This is a genomic window from Paenibacillus suaedae (assembly GCF_032337355.1).
GTDB lineage: Bacteria > Bacillota > Bacilli > Paenibacillales > Paenibacillaceae > Paenibacillus_B > Paenibacillus_B suaedae.
Map to the genome: position 1 here is coordinate 23,184 of NZ_JAVYAA010000001.1, position 23,421 is coordinate 46,604.

General features: G+C 47.4%; 21 protein-coding genes. 11 read left to right on the forward strand and 10 right to left on the reverse strand.

Annotated elements, in window-relative coordinates:
- Positions 1–56 precede the first annotated feature (56 nt).
- Together RQP50_RS00135 and RQP50_RS00140 are read right to left on the reverse strand one after the other, a co-directional pair.
- Entirely contained in the window at positions 57–890 is an 834-nt protein-coding gene (locus RQP50_RS00135) for an MBL fold metallo-hydrolase (protein ID WP_315742294.1), read from the reverse strand.
- Positions 891–921: 31 nt separating this feature from the next.
- Positions 922–1,617, reverse strand: coding sequence for a winged helix-turn-helix domain-containing protein (locus RQP50_RS00140; protein WP_175560588.1), 696 nt, complete (start codon positions 1,615–1,617; stop codon positions 922–924).
- A 407-nt stretch (positions 1,618–2,024) separates the two neighbouring features.
- On the opposite strand from RQP50_RS00140, the gene RQP50_RS00145 reads away from it, so the two are divergent.
- From RQP50_RS00145 to RQP50_RS00160, 4 genes are all read left to right on the forward strand, one after another.
- A complete protein-coding gene (locus tag RQP50_RS00145) occupies positions 2,025–2,450 on the forward strand; it encodes a DMT family transporter (protein ID WP_072727592.1) in 426 nt (141 codons plus the stop codon).
- Positions 2,451–2,478: 28 nt separating this feature from the next.
- Entirely contained in the window at positions 2,479–3,180 is a 702-nt protein-coding gene (locus RQP50_RS00150; RefSeq protein ID WP_315742298.1) for a Crp/Fnr family transcriptional regulator, read from the forward strand.
- Between the two features lie 13 nt (positions 3,181–3,193).
- Complete coding sequence (locus RQP50_RS00155; protein ID WP_315742300.1) at positions 3,194–3,643, forward strand: DMT family transporter; 450 nt, start codon at positions 3,194–3,196, stop codon at positions 3,641–3,643.
- A 74-nt stretch (positions 3,644–3,717) separates the two neighbouring features.
- Complete coding sequence (locus RQP50_RS00160) at positions 3,718–3,891, forward strand: hypothetical protein (protein ID WP_083544834.1); 174 nt, start codon at positions 3,718–3,720, stop codon at positions 3,889–3,891.
- Positions 3,892–4,103: 212 nt separating this feature from the next.
- Here RQP50_RS00160 and RQP50_RS00165 read toward each other — a convergent pair whose 3' ends face one another.
- Positions 4,104–6,689: a TPM domain-containing protein gene (locus RQP50_RS00165; RefSeq protein WP_315742304.1), complete on the reverse strand. Its 2,586-nt coding sequence runs from the start codon at positions 6,687–6,689 to the stop codon at positions 4,104–4,106.
- 363 nt (positions 6,690–7,052) lie between these two features.
- Between RQP50_RS00165 and RQP50_RS00170 the strand changes: the two genes are divergently transcribed.
- Together RQP50_RS00170 and RQP50_RS00175 are read left to right on the forward strand one after the other, a co-directional pair.
- Positions 7,053–7,745, forward strand: a complete 693-nt coding sequence (locus RQP50_RS00170; protein WP_315742306.1) for a YjjG family noncanonical pyrimidine nucleotidase — start codon at positions 7,053–7,055, stop codon at positions 7,743–7,745.
- Between the two features lie 75 nt (positions 7,746–7,820).
- Positions 7,821–8,567: a Fic family protein gene (locus tag RQP50_RS00175; RefSeq protein ID WP_394358334.1), complete on the forward strand. Its 747-nt coding sequence runs from the start codon at positions 7,821–7,823 to the stop codon at positions 8,565–8,567.
- An 88-nt stretch (positions 8,568–8,655) separates the two neighbouring features.
- Here the strand turns inward: RQP50_RS00175 and RQP50_RS00180 are convergent, their stop codons facing one another.
- The 5 genes from RQP50_RS00180 to RQP50_RS00200 are packed head-to-tail and all read right to left on the reverse strand — an operon-like array spanning position 8,656 to position 12,955.
- Positions 8,656–9,576 carry a transporter substrate-binding domain-containing protein gene (locus RQP50_RS00180; RefSeq protein ID WP_315742308.1) on the reverse strand — a complete coding sequence of 307 codons (921 nt, stop codon included), beginning with the start codon at positions 9,574–9,576 and terminating at the stop codon, positions 8,656–8,658.
- Positions 9,573–10,340 (reverse strand): amino acid ABC transporter ATP-binding protein, encoded by a 768-nt coding sequence (locus RQP50_RS00185; RefSeq protein ID WP_072727586.1) that lies wholly within the window; start codon positions 10,338–10,340, stop codon positions 9,573–9,575. Before RQP50_RS00185 ends, RQP50_RS00180 begins: the two co-directional genes overlap by 4 nt.
- 48 nt (positions 10,341–10,388) lie before the next feature.
- Positions 10,389–11,045 carry an amino acid ABC transporter permease gene (locus RQP50_RS00190; RefSeq protein ID WP_072727585.1) on the reverse strand — a complete coding sequence of 219 codons (657 nt, stop codon included), beginning with the start codon at positions 11,043–11,045 and terminating at the stop codon, positions 10,389–10,391.
- On the reverse strand, positions 11,026–11,691 hold the full coding sequence (locus tag RQP50_RS00195; protein ID WP_065290056.1) for an amino acid ABC transporter permease: 666 nt from the start codon (positions 11,689–11,691) through the stop codon (positions 11,026–11,028). Before RQP50_RS00195 ends, RQP50_RS00190 begins: the two co-directional genes overlap by 20 nt.
- A 1-nt stretch (position 11,692) precedes the next feature.
- Positions 11,693–12,955 (reverse strand): threonine synthase, encoded by a 1,263-nt coding sequence (locus RQP50_RS00200; protein ID WP_072727584.1) that lies wholly within the window; start codon positions 12,953–12,955, stop codon positions 11,693–11,695.
- Between the two features lie 535 nt (positions 12,956–13,490).
- Here RQP50_RS00200 and RQP50_RS00205 point away from each other — a divergent pair.
- Entirely contained in the window at positions 13,491–15,482 is a 1,992-nt protein-coding gene (locus tag RQP50_RS00205) for a methyl-accepting chemotaxis protein (protein ID WP_315742315.1), read from the forward strand.
- A gap of 193 nt (positions 15,483–15,675) precedes the next feature.
- The gene (locus RQP50_RS00210; protein ID WP_072727582.1) at positions 15,676–16,254 is read left to right on the forward strand and encodes a tubby C-terminal domain-like protein; all 579 of its coding nucleotides are present in this window, start codon (positions 15,676–15,678) and stop codon (positions 16,252–16,254) included.
- A gap of 79 nt (positions 16,255–16,333) precedes the next feature.
- Here the strand turns inward: RQP50_RS00210 and RQP50_RS00215 are convergent, their stop codons facing one another.
- Together RQP50_RS00215 and RQP50_RS00220 are read right to left on the reverse strand one after the other, a co-directional pair.
- The gene (locus tag RQP50_RS00215; protein ID WP_072727581.1) at positions 16,334–17,140 is read right to left on the reverse strand and encodes a WYL domain-containing protein; all 807 of its coding nucleotides are present in this window, start codon (positions 17,138–17,140) and stop codon (positions 16,334–16,336) included.
- Complete coding sequence (locus RQP50_RS00220) at positions 17,127–18,437, reverse strand: helix-turn-helix transcriptional regulator (RefSeq protein WP_315742318.1); 1,311 nt, start codon at positions 18,435–18,437, stop codon at positions 17,127–17,129. Before RQP50_RS00220 ends, RQP50_RS00215 begins: the two co-directional genes overlap by 14 nt.
- A gap of 303 nt (positions 18,438–18,740) precedes the next feature.
- Here RQP50_RS00220 and RQP50_RS00225 point away from each other — a divergent pair, with 303 nt between their 5' ends.
- From RQP50_RS00225 to RQP50_RS00235, 3 genes are read left to right on the forward strand one after another with little or no spacing between them, the layout of a single operon-like run.
- Positions 18,741–19,538 carry a nucleotidyltransferase domain-containing protein gene (locus tag RQP50_RS00225; RefSeq protein WP_315742320.1) on the forward strand — a complete coding sequence of 266 codons (798 nt, stop codon included), beginning with the start codon at positions 18,741–18,743 and terminating at the stop codon, positions 19,536–19,538.
- Positions 19,538–20,830, forward strand: a complete 1,293-nt coding sequence (locus RQP50_RS00230) for a class I SAM-dependent methyltransferase (protein WP_315742322.1) — start codon at positions 19,538–19,540, stop codon at positions 20,828–20,830. Before RQP50_RS00225 ends, RQP50_RS00230 begins: the two co-directional genes overlap by 1 nt.
- Positions 20,814–23,396, forward strand: coding sequence for an AAA family ATPase (locus RQP50_RS00235; protein ID WP_315744498.1), 2,583 nt, complete (start codon positions 20,814–20,816; stop codon positions 23,394–23,396). Before RQP50_RS00230 ends, RQP50_RS00235 begins: the two co-directional genes overlap by 17 nt.
- Positions 23,397–23,421: the final 25 nt, after the last annotated feature.

Here is a 23,421-nt window from a genome sequence, read left to right on the forward strand (position 1 = left end):
TAAACGCTTGGGCAGATGCCCAAGCGTTTTTTTGCATAAGAAGGTCGACCAGCGCCTTAGAACTGAACTGAAAAGCCACGGAATTGGTGAACGCCAGTTCCGAAGCGGACAAGATCCTTCTCAAGCAGCTCTGCAGCCGCTTCTTTCAACGCACCTAATAATTCGGGCTCCAGCCCAAGCCGATTATGGGAGCCGAATACTTGTACAATACCCTCAATCCCCGAAATTTTCTGCCAGGAGGCCACAAGGTCTTCTGGACTCGTCGTAGGATAGAATGCATAGATCGGTGTTTCATCGTACAGCAGATCGCCAGTAAATAAGTAGCCTCTGCTTGTATCGTGCACGACGATATGTCCGGGGGAATGGCCGGGCGTGTGATAAACGAAGAGTTTACGATTCCCTAAATCGATGGTATCTCCATCTAGCAGCAGACCAGTTGGCTTGCCTTGATAGGGAGTATAGGCAGCAGGATCGAAGGTAGGCGGTAAGGGTCTCGTAATATCACGCGACACATCTTTGCGAATCTGCTCAATCGGCAACCCCTTAATGCCATTAATGAGCCAATCTTCTTCCAGTTCGTGGACGTAAATCCGCTCGAACTGGCCATGGCTGCCAATATGATCCCAGTGAACATGGGTGGTAAGCACCGTGATGGGCAGGCTGGTTAGCTGACTAGTCACTCGCGTAATATCATCGATACCGAGTCCGGTGTCGATGAGAGCGGCTCGTTCACTGCCGATGAGCAGATAAGAATGAACTCTCTCCCAATGCCCGTATTCGCTGATTGCAAACGTGGAGTCGTCAAGCTTCGAGACGGTGAACCAAGGATCGTCTATAACGATAGGATATTTTGTTGCGTGCTGCTCACGATTTGCTGTGTTAGATTGCATGCGGTATCCCTCCAGGAAGTGAAGAATGTAATCATTGAATGGCGATCTCTTCGCTGTCATCTTGGAATGCGATCAAGGAAATATAGTAGCTTTTTTGATCTTTTGTTTTCTCTGTCAGCGGGACATATTGTTTACGCTCATCCTGCTCTCGATTCTGATCCTTATTTCCTTCATTCATCCCATTAGTCTCATTAGTCTCTTGCTTCCCATACTTCTCATGCTTCGTAAAATGCTTGTCCAGCAGCTGCTTGAATTCTTCGACGAAGGCGTGGAAGTTCTCTTCCGTTGCCATCACTTGATAGGTGGATGCGATGTTCTTACGCATATCCATATTGCTGCTGTTCAGAGCGAATGATGCAGCCGGTGCGCTCTCAATCTTAGTGCGGGTGACCTCGACGGTCTCCATGAACACTTGTCGCGATGTCTCGATCAGATCCATGCTCGGCAGCAAATGATCTTCTGGAATGAAGCGGCTCGCAACTGCACGGTAATATTTTTGAACGATACCGTTCTTCTCCTCTTTGCGGACAACATGAATCACCTGATGCTTCTCCAGCTCCTTTAGGTGAAAATAAATATTATTTCGTGTTATACCCAGCATTTCAGCAAGCTGCTGCCCGGTATACTCTTGCTTGACAAGGTTCATAAGCATCTTCGTCCGAAGAGGATCAGCAATTGCCTTTAGCTGCTCATGAGTCTGAATTTTATAGACACTAGTCACAGTCATCGAAACACCTCACTACAATTTACCGGTAAATTATAATTTACAGTTTAGTGTGTTTATATTAACATGAGTCACAAAATTGGTCAATCATTCCATTTTGGATATAAGATACTATGATTCAGGAAAAGAGAAATTAGAAATAGAGGAATTGAGACACATGTTGCGTTACTAGGATTAGCTCTAAAGCAAAATACTTCTGCGCGCCGTCCATCAGTAGGTAGTAGAAAGACATACATACAATAGCGGTTTGTTTACCTAATCAGCGTGAACGCGGATGCTGATGCAATAGTCCGCCTCTACGCTGTTTTTTACTTTTTTGATACACTTGGGACATATGTCCTTCCCCGGAGGCATGGGTCTGATTTTAAATAATAAGGAAATCGAAATCCGAGTTTAGGGGAGCGGGAAAAATGGCAGGAATCCTATTTGCATGGTTAGGCGGAGCGTTCATTACGCTGCAAGGCGTGGCGAACTCCCGAATCAGTCAAGATATTGGCACGTGGCAAGCAGCAACGATTACCCAGTTTACCGGATTCGTATTGGCCTTCGTTCTTCTCCTGCTTGTTCGCGACGGTCAATGGCGAAAGATTAAGCAAGTGAAGCCGCTCTATTTGACGAGTGGAGCCTTGGCGGCCATCATCATTTCCAGCAATATTACGTCCATTCATCACGTCGGTGTTACCTTGACGATCGCTGTTGTGTTGATTGCTCAGCTCAGCGTAACCTTTATCATCGATAGCAAAGGATGGTTCGGCGTAGCGAAGCAGAAGATGAAGCTGGCACAGTTCATCGGCATCGGGATGATGATCGCTGGAGTAATTATATTGAAGCTGTAATTTTTTGCGGCAGGGGTGAAGGTGCGCTATGAAAGAGATCAAGGATCGTGAACAACTGGCTCATTATTTGGAGATACATCAGATAACATCAATTTTTAATGCACAGATAATGCCGCATTTGACATTGTACACTTATGATCAAGGTGAACTCATCTGTTCGCAGGGTGATCCAGCCGAGTATTTATCCGTGCTTGTAAAGGGAAAGGTTAAGGTGTATAACACCTCGGCAGAGGGCAAAGCACTGATCGTGTCGTTCAAAACCGCACTAGAAGCAGTCGGGGACATTGAATATGTGCAAGGCATCGACTTCATGAATACGGTTGAGGCGGTGTCAACGGTTCATATGATTGTCGTCCATTACCGCTGGCTGCATCAGTATGCGAAAGAAGACGCAAAGCTGCTTCAATTTTTGTTGAAGCTCATTACGACGAAGTTCTGCATGAAATCCGATTCTTTGAGCTTTAATTTGATGTATCCGGTGGAAGCACGCTTGGCGAGTTATCTTTTGTCCATCACATATGATGAATCGGATCCACGATTTAATGGTCAGCTTCGTACCGGAAGTTTGCGGGATGTGGCCAATTTCATCGGCACCAGCTATAGGCATTTAAATCGGGTCATTCACAAGTTTTGCGAAGAAGGTTTGGTCGAGCGCAATCGAGGATTCATTTCGATAAAGGACAGGGAACAATTGCGCGCATTAGCAGGCCATAATATATACGTAAAGTGAGAGGAGGACGCATATGATTACAGGCTTAGTATTGGCGCTCATAGCCGGCTCGCTTGTGGGCATCCAAAATATATTCAACAGCAGAGCAAACGAGGGCATCGGAACGTGGACGACTACGGTCATTGTACTGGGCATGGGGTTTCTGGCTTCATTTACGATTGGCTTGTCCGTGGAAGGCAAGCAGCTATTCGATTTGCCTAATATGAAGACATGGTACTGGTTCAGCGGCATCATCGGGGTCGGTGTCGTGCTTAGTGTGGTACAGGGAGTGAAGCGGCTTGGCCCGACGTTTGCCATCTCGATTGTGATGGCGTCCCAGATTAGTTTTGCTCTGTTGTTTGACTCATTGGGCTTGCTCGGCCTAGATAAGGTTCCTTTTACGGGGAAACAAGCGATTGGGGTATTAATCATTGTTGGCGGTATTGTTGTATTTAAGATGGGGAGAAGAGTAAAACCGCTGTAGATTCTCTATCTGCTGCGGTTTTTTAGATAGGACTTCGTTGTCGGGCTATAGTTGTGAAATGTCGGGATGCGTTGATGAGCTACGTAGGGCCAACCCCACCAGATCGGAATCATGTCTATACGTTGACGGTATACGCGCTGGATACGATGCTGGATGTAGAGGATGGATACCAGTGGAATGATTTCTATAAGAAGATAGACGGACATGTGATGGCAACGGTCACTGAATCGCTTGTTGTGTTGAAGTAGCGGGTTGATGGTTTCTCTAGGGTGATGAAGGGGCTGGCTTAGTGTTCGTTCTGGATTTTTGTTGAAAAGGAAGGAAGGGCCACAACATCCACTTTGCCGTGGATGTTGTGGCCCTTGTATGCGTGAAAGGTTATTGCAGATTGCAGGTTGAAGATTAAAGACTGAAAATTGAAAATTGAAAATTGAAGTTAGGAGCACCTTCACTTCCGCTACTACCAATTCGATCCGCCGGAAGAATTCTTATTGTCGCCTCCCCAGCTAGACCCGCCCGAGCTATTGGAGTTGTTCGAGCTGGAACCACCTGAGCTGTTGCTATTCGAGTTGGAACGATAGCTGCTCGATCGACTGGCTTGCTCTCGGCGTCGTTCCTCATCGCGTCTGCGTTCCTCTGCTCGGCGAGCCTCTTGGCGTCTTCGCTCCTCCGCCCGGCGGGCTTCTTCCCGGCGCCGTTCCTCTGCTATCACAGCATCATAGGCGGCATTCATAGCGCTAATAATGCCTGCCACCGCAGCAGCTTCCTGACTGGCGCGTTCGTATTCGCCGCGGTACATATAGTCATTCGCAGAGGACATGATCTGCGAATATTGGGAGTCAAAGTGAGATAATCTTACTTTTCGGTTTGTACGATGATACGTGGAACGATACCGTGCTTCCATGTCGTTCATCGTACGTTCTGCATCGCGCTTCACAATGGCAGTTCGCTCGACATCTTGCAAGTAGGCTTCCGCTTCGCGTGCATATTGTGAGCTTAGCTCTGATTGTAAGTCAATGTCATAAGGAGGCTGGGCGAGCAACTGCTTCAGTCCGGAGTCCAGCTTCATCAAAGAATCTTCCGCATATCGCCATGCTTGCACGAGACGATTGCGCTTAATAACATCTTGGGCGCGGGTGTAAGCTTGTTCACCGCTCTTCATCTGTCTGTTGATTAGTTCGAGCGCCTGATCCAATTTCATGACAAGTTCTTCATATTGCCTTTGATTGCGATCCTGATCCTGCCAAGCTTGCAGTATGCCATCAAGTTCCTGACGAGCCATCTCGTATTCCTGCACTTCTTCCGAAGAGAGGGAACGCACATTGTCCAGTCTGGAACGCATGTTGGCAATGACGGAAAGCCCGTTATGATACAGTTCCCAAGCATGATTCCAGTAGTTGGAACGGTAGGTATGGCTAATTCTCTGGTGCAGCCCATTCATGTGCCGCTCTTCTTCTGGCAGGTTGGAAAATCTATTCGCGATCGCTTGGATGTCCTCCGCATTTTTCAGCTTCAAATCTGCCAGCCGCTGTGTCATATGTACAGCATCCGTCAGGTGCTGGCCTCTGCGTTCTGCCAATTGCACAGCTTCCGAAATCTTGCCGCTTCGCAGTTGTTCCAGCATCCGTTCATTCGTGTCTCTAGCTTGCTCCAGACAACCGTAAGGATCGATGCGGATTAGCTTGAGTCTATGTTCTTGTACGATGCTTTCGAAGCGGGCGCGACTGCTGGCTACCTCATTCGGAAATTGCTGGTACAGATTGGCGTAATGAGCGATGGACGCGATATCCTGCGCCAATTGCTCGATTTCTGCCTTGGAGGTATCCATGATGGCATTGGCGCCCATCGGATCGAAGGTATCCATATCATCCACGGTTTGCACACGGCTGACGAGCGTATGGTAGCGTTGGTCGATTGCTTCAAGCGTCCAACCGCGTGTACTGATTTCTTGGCGATATTCGTATTCGAGCTGCTGAAGGCGCGCTCGCGCTTCACGAATGCTGTCTACGAGCTGTCGCTCCGTGACCTCGATTTGTTCAATTTGCTTCGTTAGCTCTGCTGCTTCTTTTTCTCGCGTTTGCCGCACGTTGTCTGCCGCATCGAGTTGGCTTTTGAATTTCGGCAGCAGCGTGTGGGCGAAGCTGATCTGCTTCATTTCCTTCAAGCTGGACTCCAGCGCAATGATGGATGCCGTTAATTGCTGCTCGATAGCCGCAGCTTGCTGCTGCGTCGCGCCTTGATACAGCTCAGTGTAGTGGTGCACACGCTCGAGCGCTTGACTGACCGTGGCCATAACGGCAGGAATTTGGGTACGAATTTTGCGCAGCCGCTGAACCTGCCACATCCATGCAACTAGCAAGATGCACAATGCAGCTAAGCCTGCTGCGATACCGACCCTAGGCCACGGAATGCTGTTCCAGAAAAGGACGAGTGAACTTGGACCTTCCGGTTCCTTCGGTGCAGCTACGGGCTGACTTTCGTTCTCTGATGCGGGCTTCGATGGTTTGTTGCCGGATGGGAGATCCTTAGCAGGCTTCTCCGGCGTTGGTACAATCGGCACAGTCTTCAATTGTTTGGTTGCTTCCATAAGCGTTATAGCAGCCCTAGCGAAATTGCCCTCTTTCGCCTTCGGAATAAAGTGTTTGTCAACGAATGCGCTGAGCTTAGAGCGAGACGAGTCATCATTGGGCAGTGCGTCGATCTTCTCTTGCAAAGCCGGATTGTTGAAGTTCATCTCTACGCGCCGATCTTCCTTAGACAATAGGATGAGGATGTCATCCTCTGTCAATTTCCATTTGTGATATACTTCGGTTGCATATTCTGCTGCATCCTGGCCATCCAATCGATTGATAGTTAGGAGATAGAACGTATAGGGCTTCCCCTTGGCAGCTCGCTCGATATAGGGAATCGATTCTTTGGGAATCATCTTGGCTATATCGCGCACTATGCCCGATTTGCTCGGAATAGCGTCTGCCTGAACAATTCCCGGATGAAGCAACATGACAATCATCATGATGGCGGACAGCCATCGCATTGCATTCTTCACGGTGATCCTCCGTTTCCAGTCGTGCGTTTATGTTATTGGTGCCTATTTCCTATTACGTATTACGTTTGATACCAGTATAAGGTGCAGTCGGAAGCGGGGAAAGAACTTTTCTTACAGAAATTGTTATGGTGAGAGGAAGAAGTACGAAGGACGAGCAGCTAGGAAAAGTGCAGCCAGCAGGGCTGGATGGGAGCAGTAAGGAGTGTAGTCTATATCCAGTACAACAGATGCACGCACGTGAAAATAGAGGGAATATCACACAAGTCGTGTAGATTAGAGCAGCTTGCAGTGTTGATGGATATGAAAATAAAATAGAAAGTACAGCCTGTAGAGCAGGCTATAACATAGATAGGTGGAGATAAGATGCGTATATATCGAACATTATTATTTGACGTTGATGATACATTGTTGGATTTTAAGGCAGCGGAGAAGCTGGCGCTGCGCTTGCTGTTCGAAGAACAGCAGATTGAGCTGACGGAAGAGATCGAAGCTCATTATAAGCAGATGAATCAGGGATTATGGAGAGCTTTTGAAGAGGGACGCATTGATCGCGATGAAGCTGTAAATACGCGATTTTCTCTATTATTGAAGGAGTACGGGCATCAAGTGGATGGCGTTCTGATGGAGCAAAAATATCGAGGCTATTTGGAACAGGGACATCAGCTCATTGACGGAGCTATGGAAGTAATTACGGAACTACACGGCGCGTATGATCTGCACATTGTGACGAATGGTGTGTCTAAGACACAGGATCGAAGGCTGCGTGATTCCGGTCTACATCCGAAGTTTACGAGCATTTTCGTATCGGAGGATACAGGGTACCAGAAGCCGATGAAGGAATTCTTTGATTTTGTGTTCGCACGCATTCCACACTTTGACCCTCACCAGGCATTGATTATTGGGGATTCGTTAAGCTCGGATATGAAGGGCGGGCAGTTGGCAGGGTTGGATACCTGCTGGTTCAATCCCGAGGGAAAAGCGAATGAAACGAATATTGTTCCAACCTATGAAATTCGTACGCTTCAGGAGCTGTATCAGATATTGGGATTGAAGTGAGGGTATTGGAATAAATGAATGTCTAGAAACGCAATAGACTTGATATAATACTAGTAATAGAGAGGGAAAAGGTAGGTGATAGGTGTGGATCTTACTTTGATTGATGAGTTAAAGAATAGATTGGATTCGCTGCGACCACTGCCTGCCGAAGCCGTTCGGAATTTAGAGGAAGTATACCGTGTTGAATGGACGTATAACTCGAATGCGATTGAAGGAAATACACTGACGCTGCTTGAAACGAAGCTTGTGCTCGAACAGGGGTTAACGATCGGTGGGAAAAAGCTTCGGGAGCACTTTGAAGTTATTAACCACGCTGAAGCGATTGCCTACATTCAAGAGATCATTCGTCAGGATCAGGAGCTGACTGGGTATGTGGTGAAATCAATTCATCATCTTGTTCTTAAAAATATTGCGGACGACGCAGGACGATATCGAATGGTCAATGTTCGTATATCAGGTTCACAGCATGTTCCGCCCCATTATACGGTTGTTCCTGAGAAGATGGAAGAGCTCATGAAATGGTACGAGAATCAACAAGGATTGATGCATCCAGTGATGCTGGCTGCGGAATTCCATTTTAGATTTGTATGTATTCATCCTTCCTCAGATGGAAACGGCCGAACTGCAAGACTCCTTATGAATCTAATTCTGATGAAGCACGGATATCCTCCTGCCATTGTGAAGGCGGCGGATGCTGTCAGAATGCTATATTATGAGACGTTGGAGGAAGCAAGCGTCCAAGGTCAATTGGAGCCTTTTATTCAATTGATTATGGAGTGTGTTGCAGATAGTCTCCAGGCATATTTATTCGCTGTGGAATAATAAAAAACGAGGCTGTCTTGCGGTCATGTTAATCATGACGGCAAGACAGCCTCGTTCTATGTTCGGATTGTATTGTACGGCGCTTGTGTTACTTCCAGTGTCCGCCTTCCACGATAATATCGTCTGGAGAGACATCCGGGCCGAGTTCTTCTTTCACGTATTTATCGTACAACTGCAGCAGGAATTTCTCTTTTCCCAGCGTCTCCAGCTCTTGATTCACCCAATCGCGTAGCTCGGTATTGCCTTTCTTGACAGCTGGCGCGATCGGCGCTTCCTTCTCCAGCTTCTCTGGAATAAGGGAGAAGCCAGGATTTTTTCGTGCCCAAGCGAGCAGGATGAAATTATCCTGTGCGTATCCGTCGCCGCGTCCGTCTTTCAGCGCTTGCAGGGATTCGGTGTTTTTCTCGAATTTGACCAGTTCAACGTCAGGATAATTTTTGGTGAAGAAAATATCCGCTGTCGTTCCCTTCGTTACGATGACTTTCTTTCCTTTCAAATCAGCCAACGTCTTAATGCCGCTCTTATCATTTACGAGTACCTGTGTGGTCACCTTCAAATTTGGGTTTGTAAAATCAACAATTTCCTTGCGCTCATCGGTCACGGTCATGTTGGCAACAATCAGATCTACCTTGTCGCTTTGCAAATACGGGATACGGCCTGCTGGCTCCACGACGACGAACTCAATTTTGCTCTCGTCTCCAAGCAAATCCTTCGCGAAGCGTCTTGCCAGGTCATTATCGAAGCCAACCAACTCGCCTTTCTCATTCGTGAACCCGAATGGAGGCTTGTCGGAGAACACACCTACGAGAATTTTGCCGCGTTCTTTAATTTTGCTAAGGGCACCGGTATCGGCACTCGATGATTTTCCGCTCTCTTGTTGCTTTGCCGTGGTTGGTTGTTCCTTCGCTCCACTGCTGGCATCGTTTCCACTGCTGCTTGAACCGCATGCGGACAACAACCCGACCATGAGCAGTACCATTAATAATGTGAGCCCCAATTTGTTCTTCATCCAATCTCTCTCCTTTTCCATGTTTCAATGTCCAAAAATTTATCCAAAAAACGCCGGGCTCGTTCGGTTTTAGGATCTGCAAAAAAAGTATCCGGCGCTCCTGTCTCGCATATTCGGCCTTCATCCATAAACACAATCCGATCTGCCACAGCACGGGCGAACCCCATCTCATGGGTCACGATGACCATCGTCATGCCTTGTTCCGCCAATGCAAGCATGACTTCCAGCACCTCGCGCACCATCTCGGGATCAAGTGCGGCTGTCACCTCGTCGAAGAGGATGACCTCGGGATTCATGCATAGTGCCCGCACGATCGCGATTCGCTGCTGCTGGCCGCCCGACAGTTGGCGGGGATATGCATCCTTCTTGTCTAGCAAGCCGACGCGCTCCAGCAGCTTCTCGGCTTGGACGATCACTTCTACACGGGGGCGCCGCTGGGCTTTGATTGGCCCGAGGAGGATATTATCGAGTACCGTCAGATGGGGGAATAGGTGATAGCTTTGAAACACCATTCCAATCTGTTGGCGAATGTGCTGCCAGCGCGTTGCTGGACTGGTCAATTCTTGACCGTGGAACTGAATGCTGCCGCTCTGCGTTGTCTCGAGTCCATTCAGGCACCGAAGCAGCGTGCTCTTGCCGCAGCCGCTTGGTCCGAGTATAACGGTCACTTCCCCTTGAGCAATTTGCAGGTTGATATCCCGCAGTACCCAATGCTTGCCGAACGACTTGCCGACATTGGATAGTTCAAGCAATGCGTCGGGCATGAATGCTTCCTCCTTTCTATTCAATCAGTAGGATATTAGCATTGGATATTAGGAAAGCAGCTTGTGCTCCAGCCTTCTTGATAAGGCCGATAACGGAAAGCACAGTATAAAATAAAGTAGGAATAATGCACCGTAAATAAGGACGGCCTCTCCTGTACGCTCTATGATTTGCTGCCCCGTCTTAATCACCTCCGTTACGCCGATTAGAACGGTCAATGATGTCGTCTTGATGATGCGCGTGTACACATTAATCGTAGGTGGGATCATGCGTCGCAGCGCTAGTGGGAACAGAATGTATTGGAACAGTTGAACCGTGCTGAGTCCGATCGCCTTGCCCGCCTCCAATTGCCCCCTCGGAAGAGAGATCAAGGCACCTCGCACGACCTCGCCGATCTCCGTAATGCCCCATAGTGTCAGCACCAGCACCGCACATACAGAGCTTGGGACATTCAGACCGAAGAAGATTGGAAGCCCGAAGAAGAAAAAGAACAGCCATACCAAAATCGGGATAGAGCGAAACAATTCCAGATAAGTACGGGTAATCAACCGCAGCCACGGACTAGAAGAGGTGCGCAGGGCACCGAATAGAAGGCCGCCAATCGTGCTTAGCGCGATGCTCCAGATGGCGATAAGCCCTGTCTGATACAACCCCTTAGCAAGCTGGGGAAGTGATACGACAAGCAAATCAAGTCCCGAACTGGCCATGCTGGAACCTCCTTTCCAGCCAAGAAAGCACAAAGGATAATGGCAGGAACAACAGCAAGTATAAGACCGTCATCATGAGCAGCATTTCATAAGTTTTGTAGTAAAGAGCAATGTAGTTCGTAGTCGTGTACAAAATTTCCGGCACGGCAACTGCAGATACAACCGTCGTCTCTTTCAGTAGAAAAATAAAGTTGGCAAATAAGGACGGCGTAGCAATTCGCAGCGCTTGCGGTAGGACGATGTCACGAAACAACTGCCAACGAGACAGCCCGAGTGCCAATCCTGACTCCAACTGAGACTTGGGGACGGCTTCGATTCCAGCGCGGAACACTTCTGTCAAATATCCGCCGCCGAGAAACGTCATCGCTAATAAGGCTGTGGTGTAGCTGGACATTCGAATTCCGATACTCGGCAGTGCAAAGTACAGGAAAAACAATTGAATCAACAAGGGTGTATTGCGAGCTACTTCGATGTAGGCACGTACAATGGCAGTTAATATCAGTACTCGGAAATACAAGAGAATCGAGTTGAACACGGCAACGAGCAGAGAAGCAGCGATGGCCGCACCAGCAATTCCGATCGTGACAAGGGCTGCGTGTACGAAGTCGGGCACATGCTCCAGCATGAAGGAGGTATCGAGTGTCATGTTAGCCAGTTTCCTCCCTTGAAGTGGACTGCCTGCCGGAGATAGTGCTCCTTCTGTTTAGGTAATCACCAGGCTCCAAGACAGGGATGCTGGTCTGGACGACATGCGGGTATTTCAAGCCGAGCCCGGTATTGATCGCAACGACGGTATCGCTGTCCTGAATCCAGCCGCTATCCCGCAATCGGCGTGCGGCGACGAATGTAGATGCGCCTTCCGGGCAGATGAAGGCTCCTTCGAGCTCAGCAATAAGGCGCTGCTCGCCCAACAGAGCGCGATCATCCACCGCAATCGCACAGCCCTCAGTTTGATAGATGGCATCCAATATTAGAAAGTCTCCTAGTGCCTTCGGTACATTGATGCCGAACGCAAGGGTAGAAGCATTTGGCCAAGGTATCGACTCGGATTGCTTGTTCTTCCATGCCTCGACGATGGGGGCACATCCAGCAGATTGAACAGCGACGAACCGAGGGAGCTTGCCTTGAACCCAGCCTAGTGCCAGCAACTCTGTCAATGCCTTATAAATGCCGATGAGGCCGACACCGCCTCCTGTTGGATACAGGATGACATCGGGCAGCTTCCAGCCTAATTGCTCGGCTATTTCGAAGCCAATCGTCTTCTTGCCCTCGATCCGGTAAGGCTCTTTTAGTGTAGAGGCATCATATAGGCTGTCATCGTCGCTGATCGCTTGGGAGACAATTTTGCCAGCATCACTAATTAAGCCATTGACCAGATGGAGCTGGGCTCCTGCAATCGCGCATTCGCTGCGTGTAATGGCCGGCGCATCCACAGGCATGACAACCGTGGAGCGTATGCCCGCACGAGCTGCATAGAGTGCCCAGGCCGCTCCTGCATTGCCATTCGTCGGCAATGCTAATTCCTGAACGCCAAGCTCCTTGGCTTTGGATACACCAACAGCCGCGCCGCGGGCTTTGAAAGAGCCAGTCGGCTGAAGCCCATCATCCTTCATATACAACTGGGAAATACCAATTCGGTGTCCAAGCTTGGTCAGGGGGAGGAGAGGAGTAAGGCCTTCTCCTAAAGAAATCACATTCTGCTCCAGCTCGATGGGGAGCAGCTCATGATAGCGCCACAAGCTTGGTTCTCTTGCAGCCAGTTCGGAGCGTTGGACGGTTTCCTTCAGTTCATCCAACCGATAGACTACAAGTAATGGGGAACCGCAAGCACATAGATGCGCCTGCTTGTGCGGGGAATAACTTGTTCTGCATTTCGGGCAATGCAAATGAGAGATATAACTGAATGACACGGTACGCTCCCCTTTCTGCACATGCAGCGATGATAATAGGGGCCTCCGTCGGTACGGTCAGCGGAATGATGAAACTTTTGACAGACATCCAAAATATGTAACATGATAAATTAATAATAAATTTGAGTAATCCAATTTGTCAACTGAGAAATTGAAACTCGTACTCTAGTACATGAAATTTTATGCTTTTGTTCTTGTGTTATAAATTATCGGAGTTTCTGGAATTAATAAAAAATTAGTAGAATTTCATGAAGTGCTTATAGTTTAAATGAAACGAACCGAAATATTAATATACAGGAATAATTCTCGATACTATTGGAGCTGGGAGATCCGTATCTACTTCTAGTAAATACGCCGTAAAATTATCAATAATTTTGTATAATTCCGCATAATCGTTCGGAATTATATCACTTTATACATATTAAACATGTGCTAAAATTTCCACGTTAAAGACGTTATAACGTCTAATCTGGGGTTTTCATTCCGATCCCAGTATGAGTTTTGTAACGTTTACAATTCATAGGGGGTCGACATCATGTTTAAAAAGTTACAGAACAAGCTTATGTTAATTTTTGCAGTATTGCTGGTTTCTTCCTTGGTCATTCTGCAATTGACAACTAACCTGCAGATGACTAACAGCTTTAAAGAAGAGCTGGATGAGTTAGGAAGCGAAGAAGCGAAGGCCTTATTGCAAGTTACGGATTTGCGTCTACATAATTATGCAAATGATATTTTGCATTTTAGTGAAAATCCAGAAATCAAAGACATTGTAAAAAATAGAGACAAGCTAACTCCTAACATGATTCAAGTGATGAAATCTTATACAAAAATCAATCCTGAAATATCTGCTATTTATATGGGAAATTCATCGAAGCAGATGTTTGATCCCGAAGCTAATGTATTCAAAAAAGATTATGATCCTCGTATTCGCCCATGGTATAAATTGGCTAATGATGACAAGGATAAAGTGAAATTCACCCCTCCGTATAAGGATAGTGTCAGTCAGAAAATGAAAATAGCGATTTCTAAGGCCATTGTGGAAAACAACACGATCCTCGGAGTTATTTCGCTTGATGTGAACCTGGATCAATTGACAAAGCAAATCAGTGAAACGAATGTGGGATATAATGGGTTTGGATTTATTTTGGATGCAGAAGGAAACTCGATAGTACTGCCGGATACAGAAGATGCAGCCGGGAAAAATCAACGGGAAAGACCATATGTCGACAAAATTTACACTTCAAATGAGAGTGCAGGAAAGGTCAACTACACGGATAAAGGCGAAGCGGAAGTTCTGTATTATACGACGTCCGGTCTTACAGGGTGGAAAATCGGTGCTGTCTATCAAGAAGACGAACTGTTAAAGCTCACGAACCATATTAAATACATGAACATCATCATAACCTTGTGTGCCATTGTTGTATCAAATGTCATCATCTACTTTGTCGCCCGTTTCTTTACGAAGCCGATCGTTCAATTGACGAAGCAGGTGCAGCTAATGGCTGATGGAGACTTGACCGTGGAAGGGAAGGTAAGTTCGAAGGACGAGATTGGCCAATTAACAGGCCACTTTAATCATATGGTACAAAGCGTGCGGGAAGTCTTATCCCGTGTGATTGGTTCCTCTGAACAGCTCACGGAGTCGGCTGAAAATCTGAGTGCCGTATCAGAAGAAACAAAAGCGGCAAGCGAAGAAATTGCCCACGCCATGTCAGATGTCGCGCAAGGTTCGGCCGAAAGCGCAGCAAATCTGGATCATATGCAGGAGGTCACAAGCAAGCTGGACTCGCAGTTTAGATCGGTGGAAGAAACGATGTCCTCCATGCAGGCGAAGTCAAACCAGACGCAGCAGGCAAGCATCGATGGAAGAGAGACGTTGGCTGTGCTGCAAGTGCGTTCCGATGAATCGTTCCGTGAAATTCAATCGATCGAACAAGTATTGAACCTGCTCGTAACCAAAATCAACGACATTCAGGCTGTGGCCGAAATGATCAAAGCGATATCAGCTCAAACCAATCTGCTTGCTTTAAATGCGTCGATCGAAGCGGCAAGAGCGGGAGAGGCTGGCAAGGGATTTTCAGTCGTCGCCACAGAAGTGCGTAAACTAGCAGAACAATCCGCTAATTCGACAGAGCAAATTAGCAGCACCATTCAGGGCATTATAGAAGAGGCTGCGAATGCCACCCGTGCGATGAGCCGGACCAAGGAAATCACCTCGGAACAAAATGTGGCCGTGCAGTCGACAGAGATTGCATTTACAAGCATTCAAAGCTTGATGCAGCAAGTGATCGAGGCGATTAAGGAAATGTCGGATAAAATACAGACGGCGTCCGAGCTGAAAGAAAACGTGGTTCAGTCCATCGTAAATCTGTCCGCGATCTCGGAGGAATCCGCAGCCGCCGCGGAAGAAGTCAGCGCTTCGACGCAGGATCAGTTGAAAGCAATTGATACGGTCTCGCAGTCGGCTGAAGATTTAAGCCGGTCCAGCAGCGAATTGGAATTGCTAGTGAAGAAATTTAAAATATAAGCTATCATTGTGATGTTACGCGGCGGTACGCTGATCCTTATGGATTCGGCTGCCGCCGTTTTTTATTAGGACGGCCTTAAACCTGCCAGTTAGGCTGAATGGAGATTGTTGGGGAAACGCGAAATAGAATGGTTGGCAGCGTATTGACAAGGTCATTCATACTGGGGGATAGTAAATAAAAGGAAATATTTTCTTGACATTGAATGTTGATTATAATCTGCAAAGTGGTGATCCAATGCCCCGTTATCAATATGTATCCCCTATCTATCGCAAAAGCAGAAAAAAATTCGCATTAATAGATGCAAACGGGAATCGAGTAGGGGAAATTCAAAGGCACTATAATAGTACGCTCCATTATGTTGTTGATACTATTTTTAGTGATTACTTGATCAATGCTGAAGTTTTTGATAACGAAGGAAGGTCAATGAGTAAGGCGGTTGAAGTTTGGTCGCTCCAGACAATGATTAGGTCGGAATGGAACGTGGATTCTAAACATTTCGGAAGATTTGTGCTGAAAGATAAAACGAGGGTCAAACCAAATCCTAGTATGGAGTTCGTGATTGATAATAAGGTTTACTTATTAAAAAAGGACTTCATGGATCGAACCACTAAGTTAACATGCTCATCTGAATCTGACAGAGACATAGCTTTGATTACTTACAATAAGGTTATACCTCCTCGGACGATTACGATCGAGCTTTTAGACGATGAAGTGGACGTTTATACTTTAGCGTGTATCTACTATTTATTTTCGTTGAGAGATTATACGTGACAGCCCTGAAAGCTTATTTATACAAACGAACACCTTCTGGTGTAGGATTGGCGAGAGCCCGCCCCACACCATCTTAGGTCTATACACTGTTTTCTTCATACCTTGCCAGTGCCATGGCGGCCGTCTCGCGCATGCGCTTCTGCAGGTATGTATTATCCTTCACACGGACGCGCTTGCCGAGAAAGCGTATCTTGGATAAGAGGAACTCATGCTCATTCCACGGCAGCCGGATTCGAATCTGGTAGCTGCGCTGTTCCTCATCGTACATCACCTCCGTCTCGAAGCAGGAGAAGGCATACAAGATGCGCGACAGCTCGCGGTTATATTCACGGATGACCTCAATCACAACCTCAGATTTGCGACGATCGCGCAAGCTGGCAAGCTTCGCTAGAATGTACTCCGCTTCCGCAGGCGGGAGCGATTCTGCTGTTAATGAGGTAATATTGCGCAGCTTGGTGTTCATGAGACCACGGTGCTGACGATGGTACCAGAGCAGGTACCATTCTCGCTTAATAATGGAATACTCTAATTTATATGGAAAGCCCTCATGCTCCTCGTTGATACGACCGCCCTTGATTGCGTAGCTGATGCGTATTCCTGTTCCGGAAGAGATGTACCTCCGGAGCGGCTTTAGCATCGGATGATAGACATGCTTTTCCTTGCTCTTGGCCTTCTCAATAAGATTATGGGAGGTATCCATGAGCATCTCTGAGGACAGGATTCCATTTAATTTGGTTATCGTATCTTCGGAAAAGGCATCGTTCGCTGCTGGATGCGCAAGCATCGTCTTCAACCATGCCCGTTCATGAGAGGTAACCACAAATGTACCCGCATCTTCGAGACGGGATAGAATTTGATAGCCAAAGATTTTCTCAAATGGGTTCATAGTAAGCAGCAATCTCCTTCCATTCCTCTATCAGCTCGCGGCGTAGATGTCTGGGCTCAAGCACTTCGCAGCTCGATCCGAAGCTGCGCAGCCAAGGCTTAATCTCCGTAATTCCATTTACCGTAATTTCGTATAGGAAGGATTGATCATCCTCCTCAACAATTTCCCCCCACTGCCCTTGCAGCAGTACACGCTGCTTAATGAAGTCCGGTTCTCCTGGGCGAGGACTAAAGAAGCGGGCACGCACCTTCACGGGCCGTCCGGTATCAATGAGCCAGCTGTACTGGAGCTTCTCCATGAGCGCCGCTGTCTTCATCTGGAACATGTCCTCGGATACATCCTCCACTTCTTCAATGTGGGTCATGCCCTCCATGCGGAACTTGCGGACACCCTCTCTATCGCTGCTCAGCATATACCATCTTCCATATTGATGGTCATATACGATCTTTAAGGGCAGAGCCTTATGCCAAGTTCCTTCGCCATCCCTCTCGAAGCGCGGATTCGTCTGCTGCGCGGCATAGCTCTTCTCTGCCTTGGGCGTGAAGTATTGGAATTGCACTCTGCATCGCTTGTTGATCGCGCCTAATAAGGTAAACAGATGGGCCTCATCCAATATGCGAAAATGATAGTGATACTTATATAAAAAGGTGTCGGTAAGATATTGCCCCTCATGATCAAGCAGCAATTGCTTCTTCAAGCTGTCCCGCAGCAAATAGCCATGGACAGAAGGCACCTGCGTGTTCGCCATTACATCCACGAAATCGTATAAATCAAGCAGCTCCTCATCCGATAGTTGCTGTATGAGCTCATCGTTCAAGCGGTAGCGATATGGACGGGATACATTCGCTTTGCGTATGACGCCAACCGATTCTAGATATTTCAGGTCGCTTCGAATTGTCTTCTCATCGGGCAGCGACAGCTCTTCCGGCGTTCTTCCGCAGCATTCATCCATAAGCTCCATAGCAGTCATAGATTGCTCCTGCAGCGCCTCTAAAATAATCGATATCCGTACCGATTCGGATTCCTTCAATGATTTGGCTCGAAACAAGAACAATAGGGCAGGATCGGATGAATCGTCATTGCGTTGATGGACGGCTTCTGCCAGCTCCATTTCGGACGAATTCTTAGATTGCACCTCTGAGGCAGCGGCAACTTCCTTCAAGCGTCGAGCCGTTTTGTCCAATGTATGTACGGAAATGCCCAGCCGATCTGCAAGCTGTTGTCTATTGAACGCCCCTCTCATCAGCATGAGCGTGCGCAAATACTGAATCTCCTTATCGAAACTCTCCTTAGCCACGTCGAATCTCCTTCCTTCTCCCAAGTAACCCATGCAGTTCTCTTTTATTGTATCAGGTAATCTTTTGCGGGAGCACGAAATAATCTCGGTAGGTCGTAATACTTTCGCCATGTTCGAAAAACCGGAAATAAGAGATGATGAATGCACAAAGCAATGCGCATCCGTTCAACGGTTAGGGAATGGCTAAAATGCTGGAAAACCTAAGTACCATGCGTTGAAGGATGGAAATCAATCGAAGCAGTGATACAGCGAAACGAGCAGCTTGCAAAAGGATAGCTTTGATAGGGAAGGAGCCAAACCAATATGGAAAATATACGGCAGCAAATTATAGATGCGTTACGAAATATCGAGACAGAAGAACAGGTACGAATAGTATATGCTTGCGAATCAGGCAGCAGGGCTTGGGGATTTCCATCGAGGGATAGCGATTATGATGTTCGATTCATCTATGTAAGGCCTATGGACAGCTATCTATCCTTATTCGAGAAACGAGACGTGATTGAGCGGCCGATCAGCAATATGCTGGACATCAATGGTTGGGATATGAAGAAAGCATTGTCCTTATTCCGCAAGTCGAATCCGCCTTTGCTTGAATGGCTGCAATCTCCGATTGTATATGCGGGAGAGTTGGATGTGGTGGAGCAGATACGTGCCCTATCCTCCGATACCTTTTCCCCGAGAGCCTGTATGTATCACTATTTGCACATGGCCACAGGAAACTACAGAGGGTATTTGCAGAGGGAGTCCGTGAAGATCAAAAAGTACTTTTACGTGCTGCGCCCGCTGCTGGCCTGCCAGTGGATTGAGCGTTATCACGAGATGCCGCTTATTGAATTCCCGGTGCTGGTAGATCGGCTTGTGCCGGCGAACAGTGAACTTCATGCCGCTATTCAACAATTGCTTGCGCGCAAGATCGCGGGAGAAGAGTTGAATATGGAGCCGAGAATCGAAGTCATCAATGCCTTTATCGAACAATCCATCGGGTACTATGAACGGATTGCCGCACAGCAGCCTGTTGCAGCAGGTGGATATGATGCACGGCTTGATGAACTATTCCGCAGGTCGATTACAACTGCAGATGTAAGGAGAGAAGAAGCATAATGGCAATCGTGCAATTATCGTCAACGCATCCACAGTTTTCATTTCTCATTCGGAAAAACCCGCATAACGGAATGATCTTGCGACAGATTCGCAAGGGGACGGCATACGGCTGGTACAGCGATGCAGCGAAGTATAACGTATATTTCAAGGATGCGGACAATGAGGTTTCCTATAAGCAGCATAAGGATGAAGTTTTTGAATATTTGAACGTATCCCGCTATAATACGCCGATTTTCCCGCTGCATGCGATTGGCGAATTTTTCTCGGCACCCTTCAAGACGCAGAGCGAAGAGGATGTTGCGGGTTATGAGCATTCCTTTACCATCAACATGATTCATGTGGATCGCATGCAGTACATTCATTTTTTTCAAAAACATGTAACGGCATATACCTTCGACCTCCATCACCGGACGGATAAGAGCTATTCTATCAAGATAACGACACAGAGAAGCTTGCATGAGCTGCTTCATGTTGTGAGTGTGCTGTGCTTATTCTTGTCTATGTTCGGTAATGAGAGTCTTGATATTTCAGACAGTATGATCGTGAAATATGTGAAGAGCATGAACATTATCGATGCACCGTACTATATTCGCAGCCTGTTCGCACGTATTTTCTTGTCCTCGAAGCAGGATTTCCGCAAACATAAGGTGGAACTTGAACGTACAGTTCGATATGCGATCCAGTTCGAATACGGCGGAACGGCGATGCAGCGCAGAAATTTCATTGCAGGCATACTGCCCTTCAACAAATCGATTCTCGATGTTGGCTGCGGCGAGGGATTCTATGCAATCCCTTATGCTTCGAAAGTAGAAAGCAGCAGCTACTATGCAATAGATATTAATGAAGATCTGCTTGCGGTCGTGCAGCGAAAGGCCGAGTCCAAAGAACGAGATAACATTATAACCTATCCGTCACTTGAGCACTTCATGGAGCATTACAACGGGGAGCAGGTCGACGTGTTGTTGACAGAAGTGATTGAGCATATGAGTAAGGATGAAGCGAAGCATCTGATCCAGTCGATTTGCACGAATATTGATTTTGAACATTTCGTCATTACGACGCCGAATGCAGACTTTAACGTTTTCTACGAACTGACAGCGTTCCGGCACCTCGACCACCGCTGGGAGATGGGAAAAGAGGAGTTCGAAGCTTGGTTTGCGGAAGCGATGAGCGCTTATGGAGCGGCATACACATACGAGTTCGTAGTGATCGGGGATCGCGTGAATGGCATACCGACAACGCAAGGCGTCGTTATCAGGAAGGGAGGGGAAGAATGTGGAGCTTGTCACTAACGTTCATACGATCTATATGATGATTGGGCCGACGGAGTGCGGCAAGACGACGTTTGCCAAGGAAGTGCTGATGCCGCAGTTAAGGGGAGATGCATCAGGGGCCATGCAAATGAATGTGCAATATTTGTCCTCGGACAGCATGCGGCAAGAAATACTCGGTCACGACTATGATAAATATGATCAGGTTATGCTGGAGGCCAGCGCTCAGGCTTTTCATCTGCTATATACGAAGCTGGATATGGTCACTTCTTTTCCGGTGAATGCGGAGTTCGTGATCCTGGATACGACCGGACTAGCCGAGGATTTCAGGGCCAAGGTTCGAGAGATTGCTGACCGCAATCACTATCACGTAGAGGTCATCCTCTTCGACTATCGCAAGCGCGAGGACTATTATGCATCGGAGCGTTCGAAGAGATTGATTACGAACCATATGAATCGGTTGAAAAAGGATGTGCTTAGCTCTCTTGCGCGTGAAGGATATGCCAATATCCATCGGGTGCGCAGCAAGGACTTTTACTTGCTTGATCAGGGGACTGCTCATCCGGAATACCGCGTCATTGTTCAAAATCGCGGCGAATATGCAGCTACATTCCTGCCGAATGAACGCAATTATACGATTGTGGGCGATGTGCATGAATGTATTCATGACTTGCAAGGGCTGCTGCGCAGTTGCGGCTACCGAATCGAGGACGGCAGGCTCAGCGCCACGGAGCGGGTGCAGGATACGGACATCATTTTGGTAGGGGACTGGATTGATAAAGGCAAAGCGACCAAAGCAACCATCGACTTTTTATATGACAATCGGGAGCACTTCCGGTTCGTGCTCGGAAACCATGAGAACTTCGTATACAAGTACTTGCAGGGAGAGGTTAGTGGTGTCGATCAGGAACTGGTGCGCACGTATTTCGATTCGATTCAGGTGTTGATGGGGGATCGAGAACTGCTGGATAGATTTAATCATTTGGTGTCTCTATCGCAGCCGTTCTATCAATATCGTTCACCTCATGCGCCATCGTTCTATGTGACCCACGCGCCTTGTAGGAATAAGTATATTGGGAAGCTGGATGTAAAGGCTGTTCGTCGTCAGCGCAATTTCCGCATTGATCGGGATGCGCCGCTCGAAGAGCAGCTGCGCTTTATTCAAGAAGAAGCGGTTAGCAATCAGCCTTATCATATATTCGGCCATGTGGCGGCCAAGACAGCCTTTCGTATCAAGAACAAAATTCACGTAGACACAGGCAGTGTGCATGGCAATCGATTGACCGCTGTAAGCATCTCTTACAAGCCATTCTTCAAATCTCATCCTGCTAAGCAAGCGATTATGGAAGAAGAGCTTCCGACACTGTTTGAAGTTCAGCGGAAGGTATCCCTGCAGGATCTAAACGATGAGGAAGTGCGGAGGTTGCATTACTGTACACGGAATCAGATTAATTTCATATCTGGAACGATGTCGCCTTCGGATAAAGATGTAGATGCGCATGAGCTGGAATCGTTGAAGCGGGGATTGGATTACTTTGCAGAACATCAAGTAGAGAAGGTAGTGCTGCAGCCTAAATATATGGGATCAAGATGCAATATTTATCTGTATCGTGACGTTGAGCAGTGCTTCGCAGTGAGCCGGAACGGATATAGAGTCAAGCAAGTGGATCTAACAGACGTATACGAGCAACTGCTTCACAGATTCCGGGCTTTTATGGAAGAGAACCAGATCGCAATGCTTTTGCTGGACGGTGAACTGCTGCCTTGGAGAGCGATGGGGGAAGGGCTGATCGAACGGCAGTTCAAGCCGATTGCGGCAGCTCTGGAGAGCGAGCTTGAATTTTTACAGCAGCAAGGCTTTGAAGCTGCATGGGGGAAGCTTGCGGAGACGTATCGGAGTACGGAATTTGAAAAAGACCAGTATCATATGTCGAAGGCGGTGCTTAGTGAAAAGTACGGCAGTCCTATCTATCAGAGCTATAAGCATGTTCACGATGCGCTCAAGACGCATGTCACGCTGAGCGAGCATGAGGAAGCATACGAGACTTATCAGAAGCAGCTGGGACTGTACGCGGAGGACGGGGAATTGGAATATAAGCCGTTTGGTCTGCTTAAAGTGATTTATGAGTCGGGCGAGGAACGGATTCCAACTGAGAATACATCTGCGATCTTTAGCTTCTTGTCTGACGACGAATACGTAATTGTGGATCTAACACAGCCAGATTGTGTTGAGCAAGCAGAGCGCTATTTCTCTAAGCTGACAACGGAGAAACGTATGGAGGGTGTCGTCATGAAACCAGAGATAGCGATAAACAATGCTGTACCTTATATGAAGGTCAGAAATGCAGATTATTTGTCTCTTGTTTACGGCTATGATTATCAATTTCCTCATAAGTACGATAAGCTGATCAAGCAGAAAAACGTGCGCCAGAAGCTGAAGACATCGCTCAATGAGTATCGTCTGGGACAGCGAATGCTGGCTGTAAAGCTTGATGAGATAACACCTCAGCATGCGGAGTATAAGGAACTGGTTGCAAATCTATTATTCGAAGTAGGCAGAGAGAAGGAGCTTGATCCAAGATTGTAAGTCGCATATTTAATTAGGTGATCGC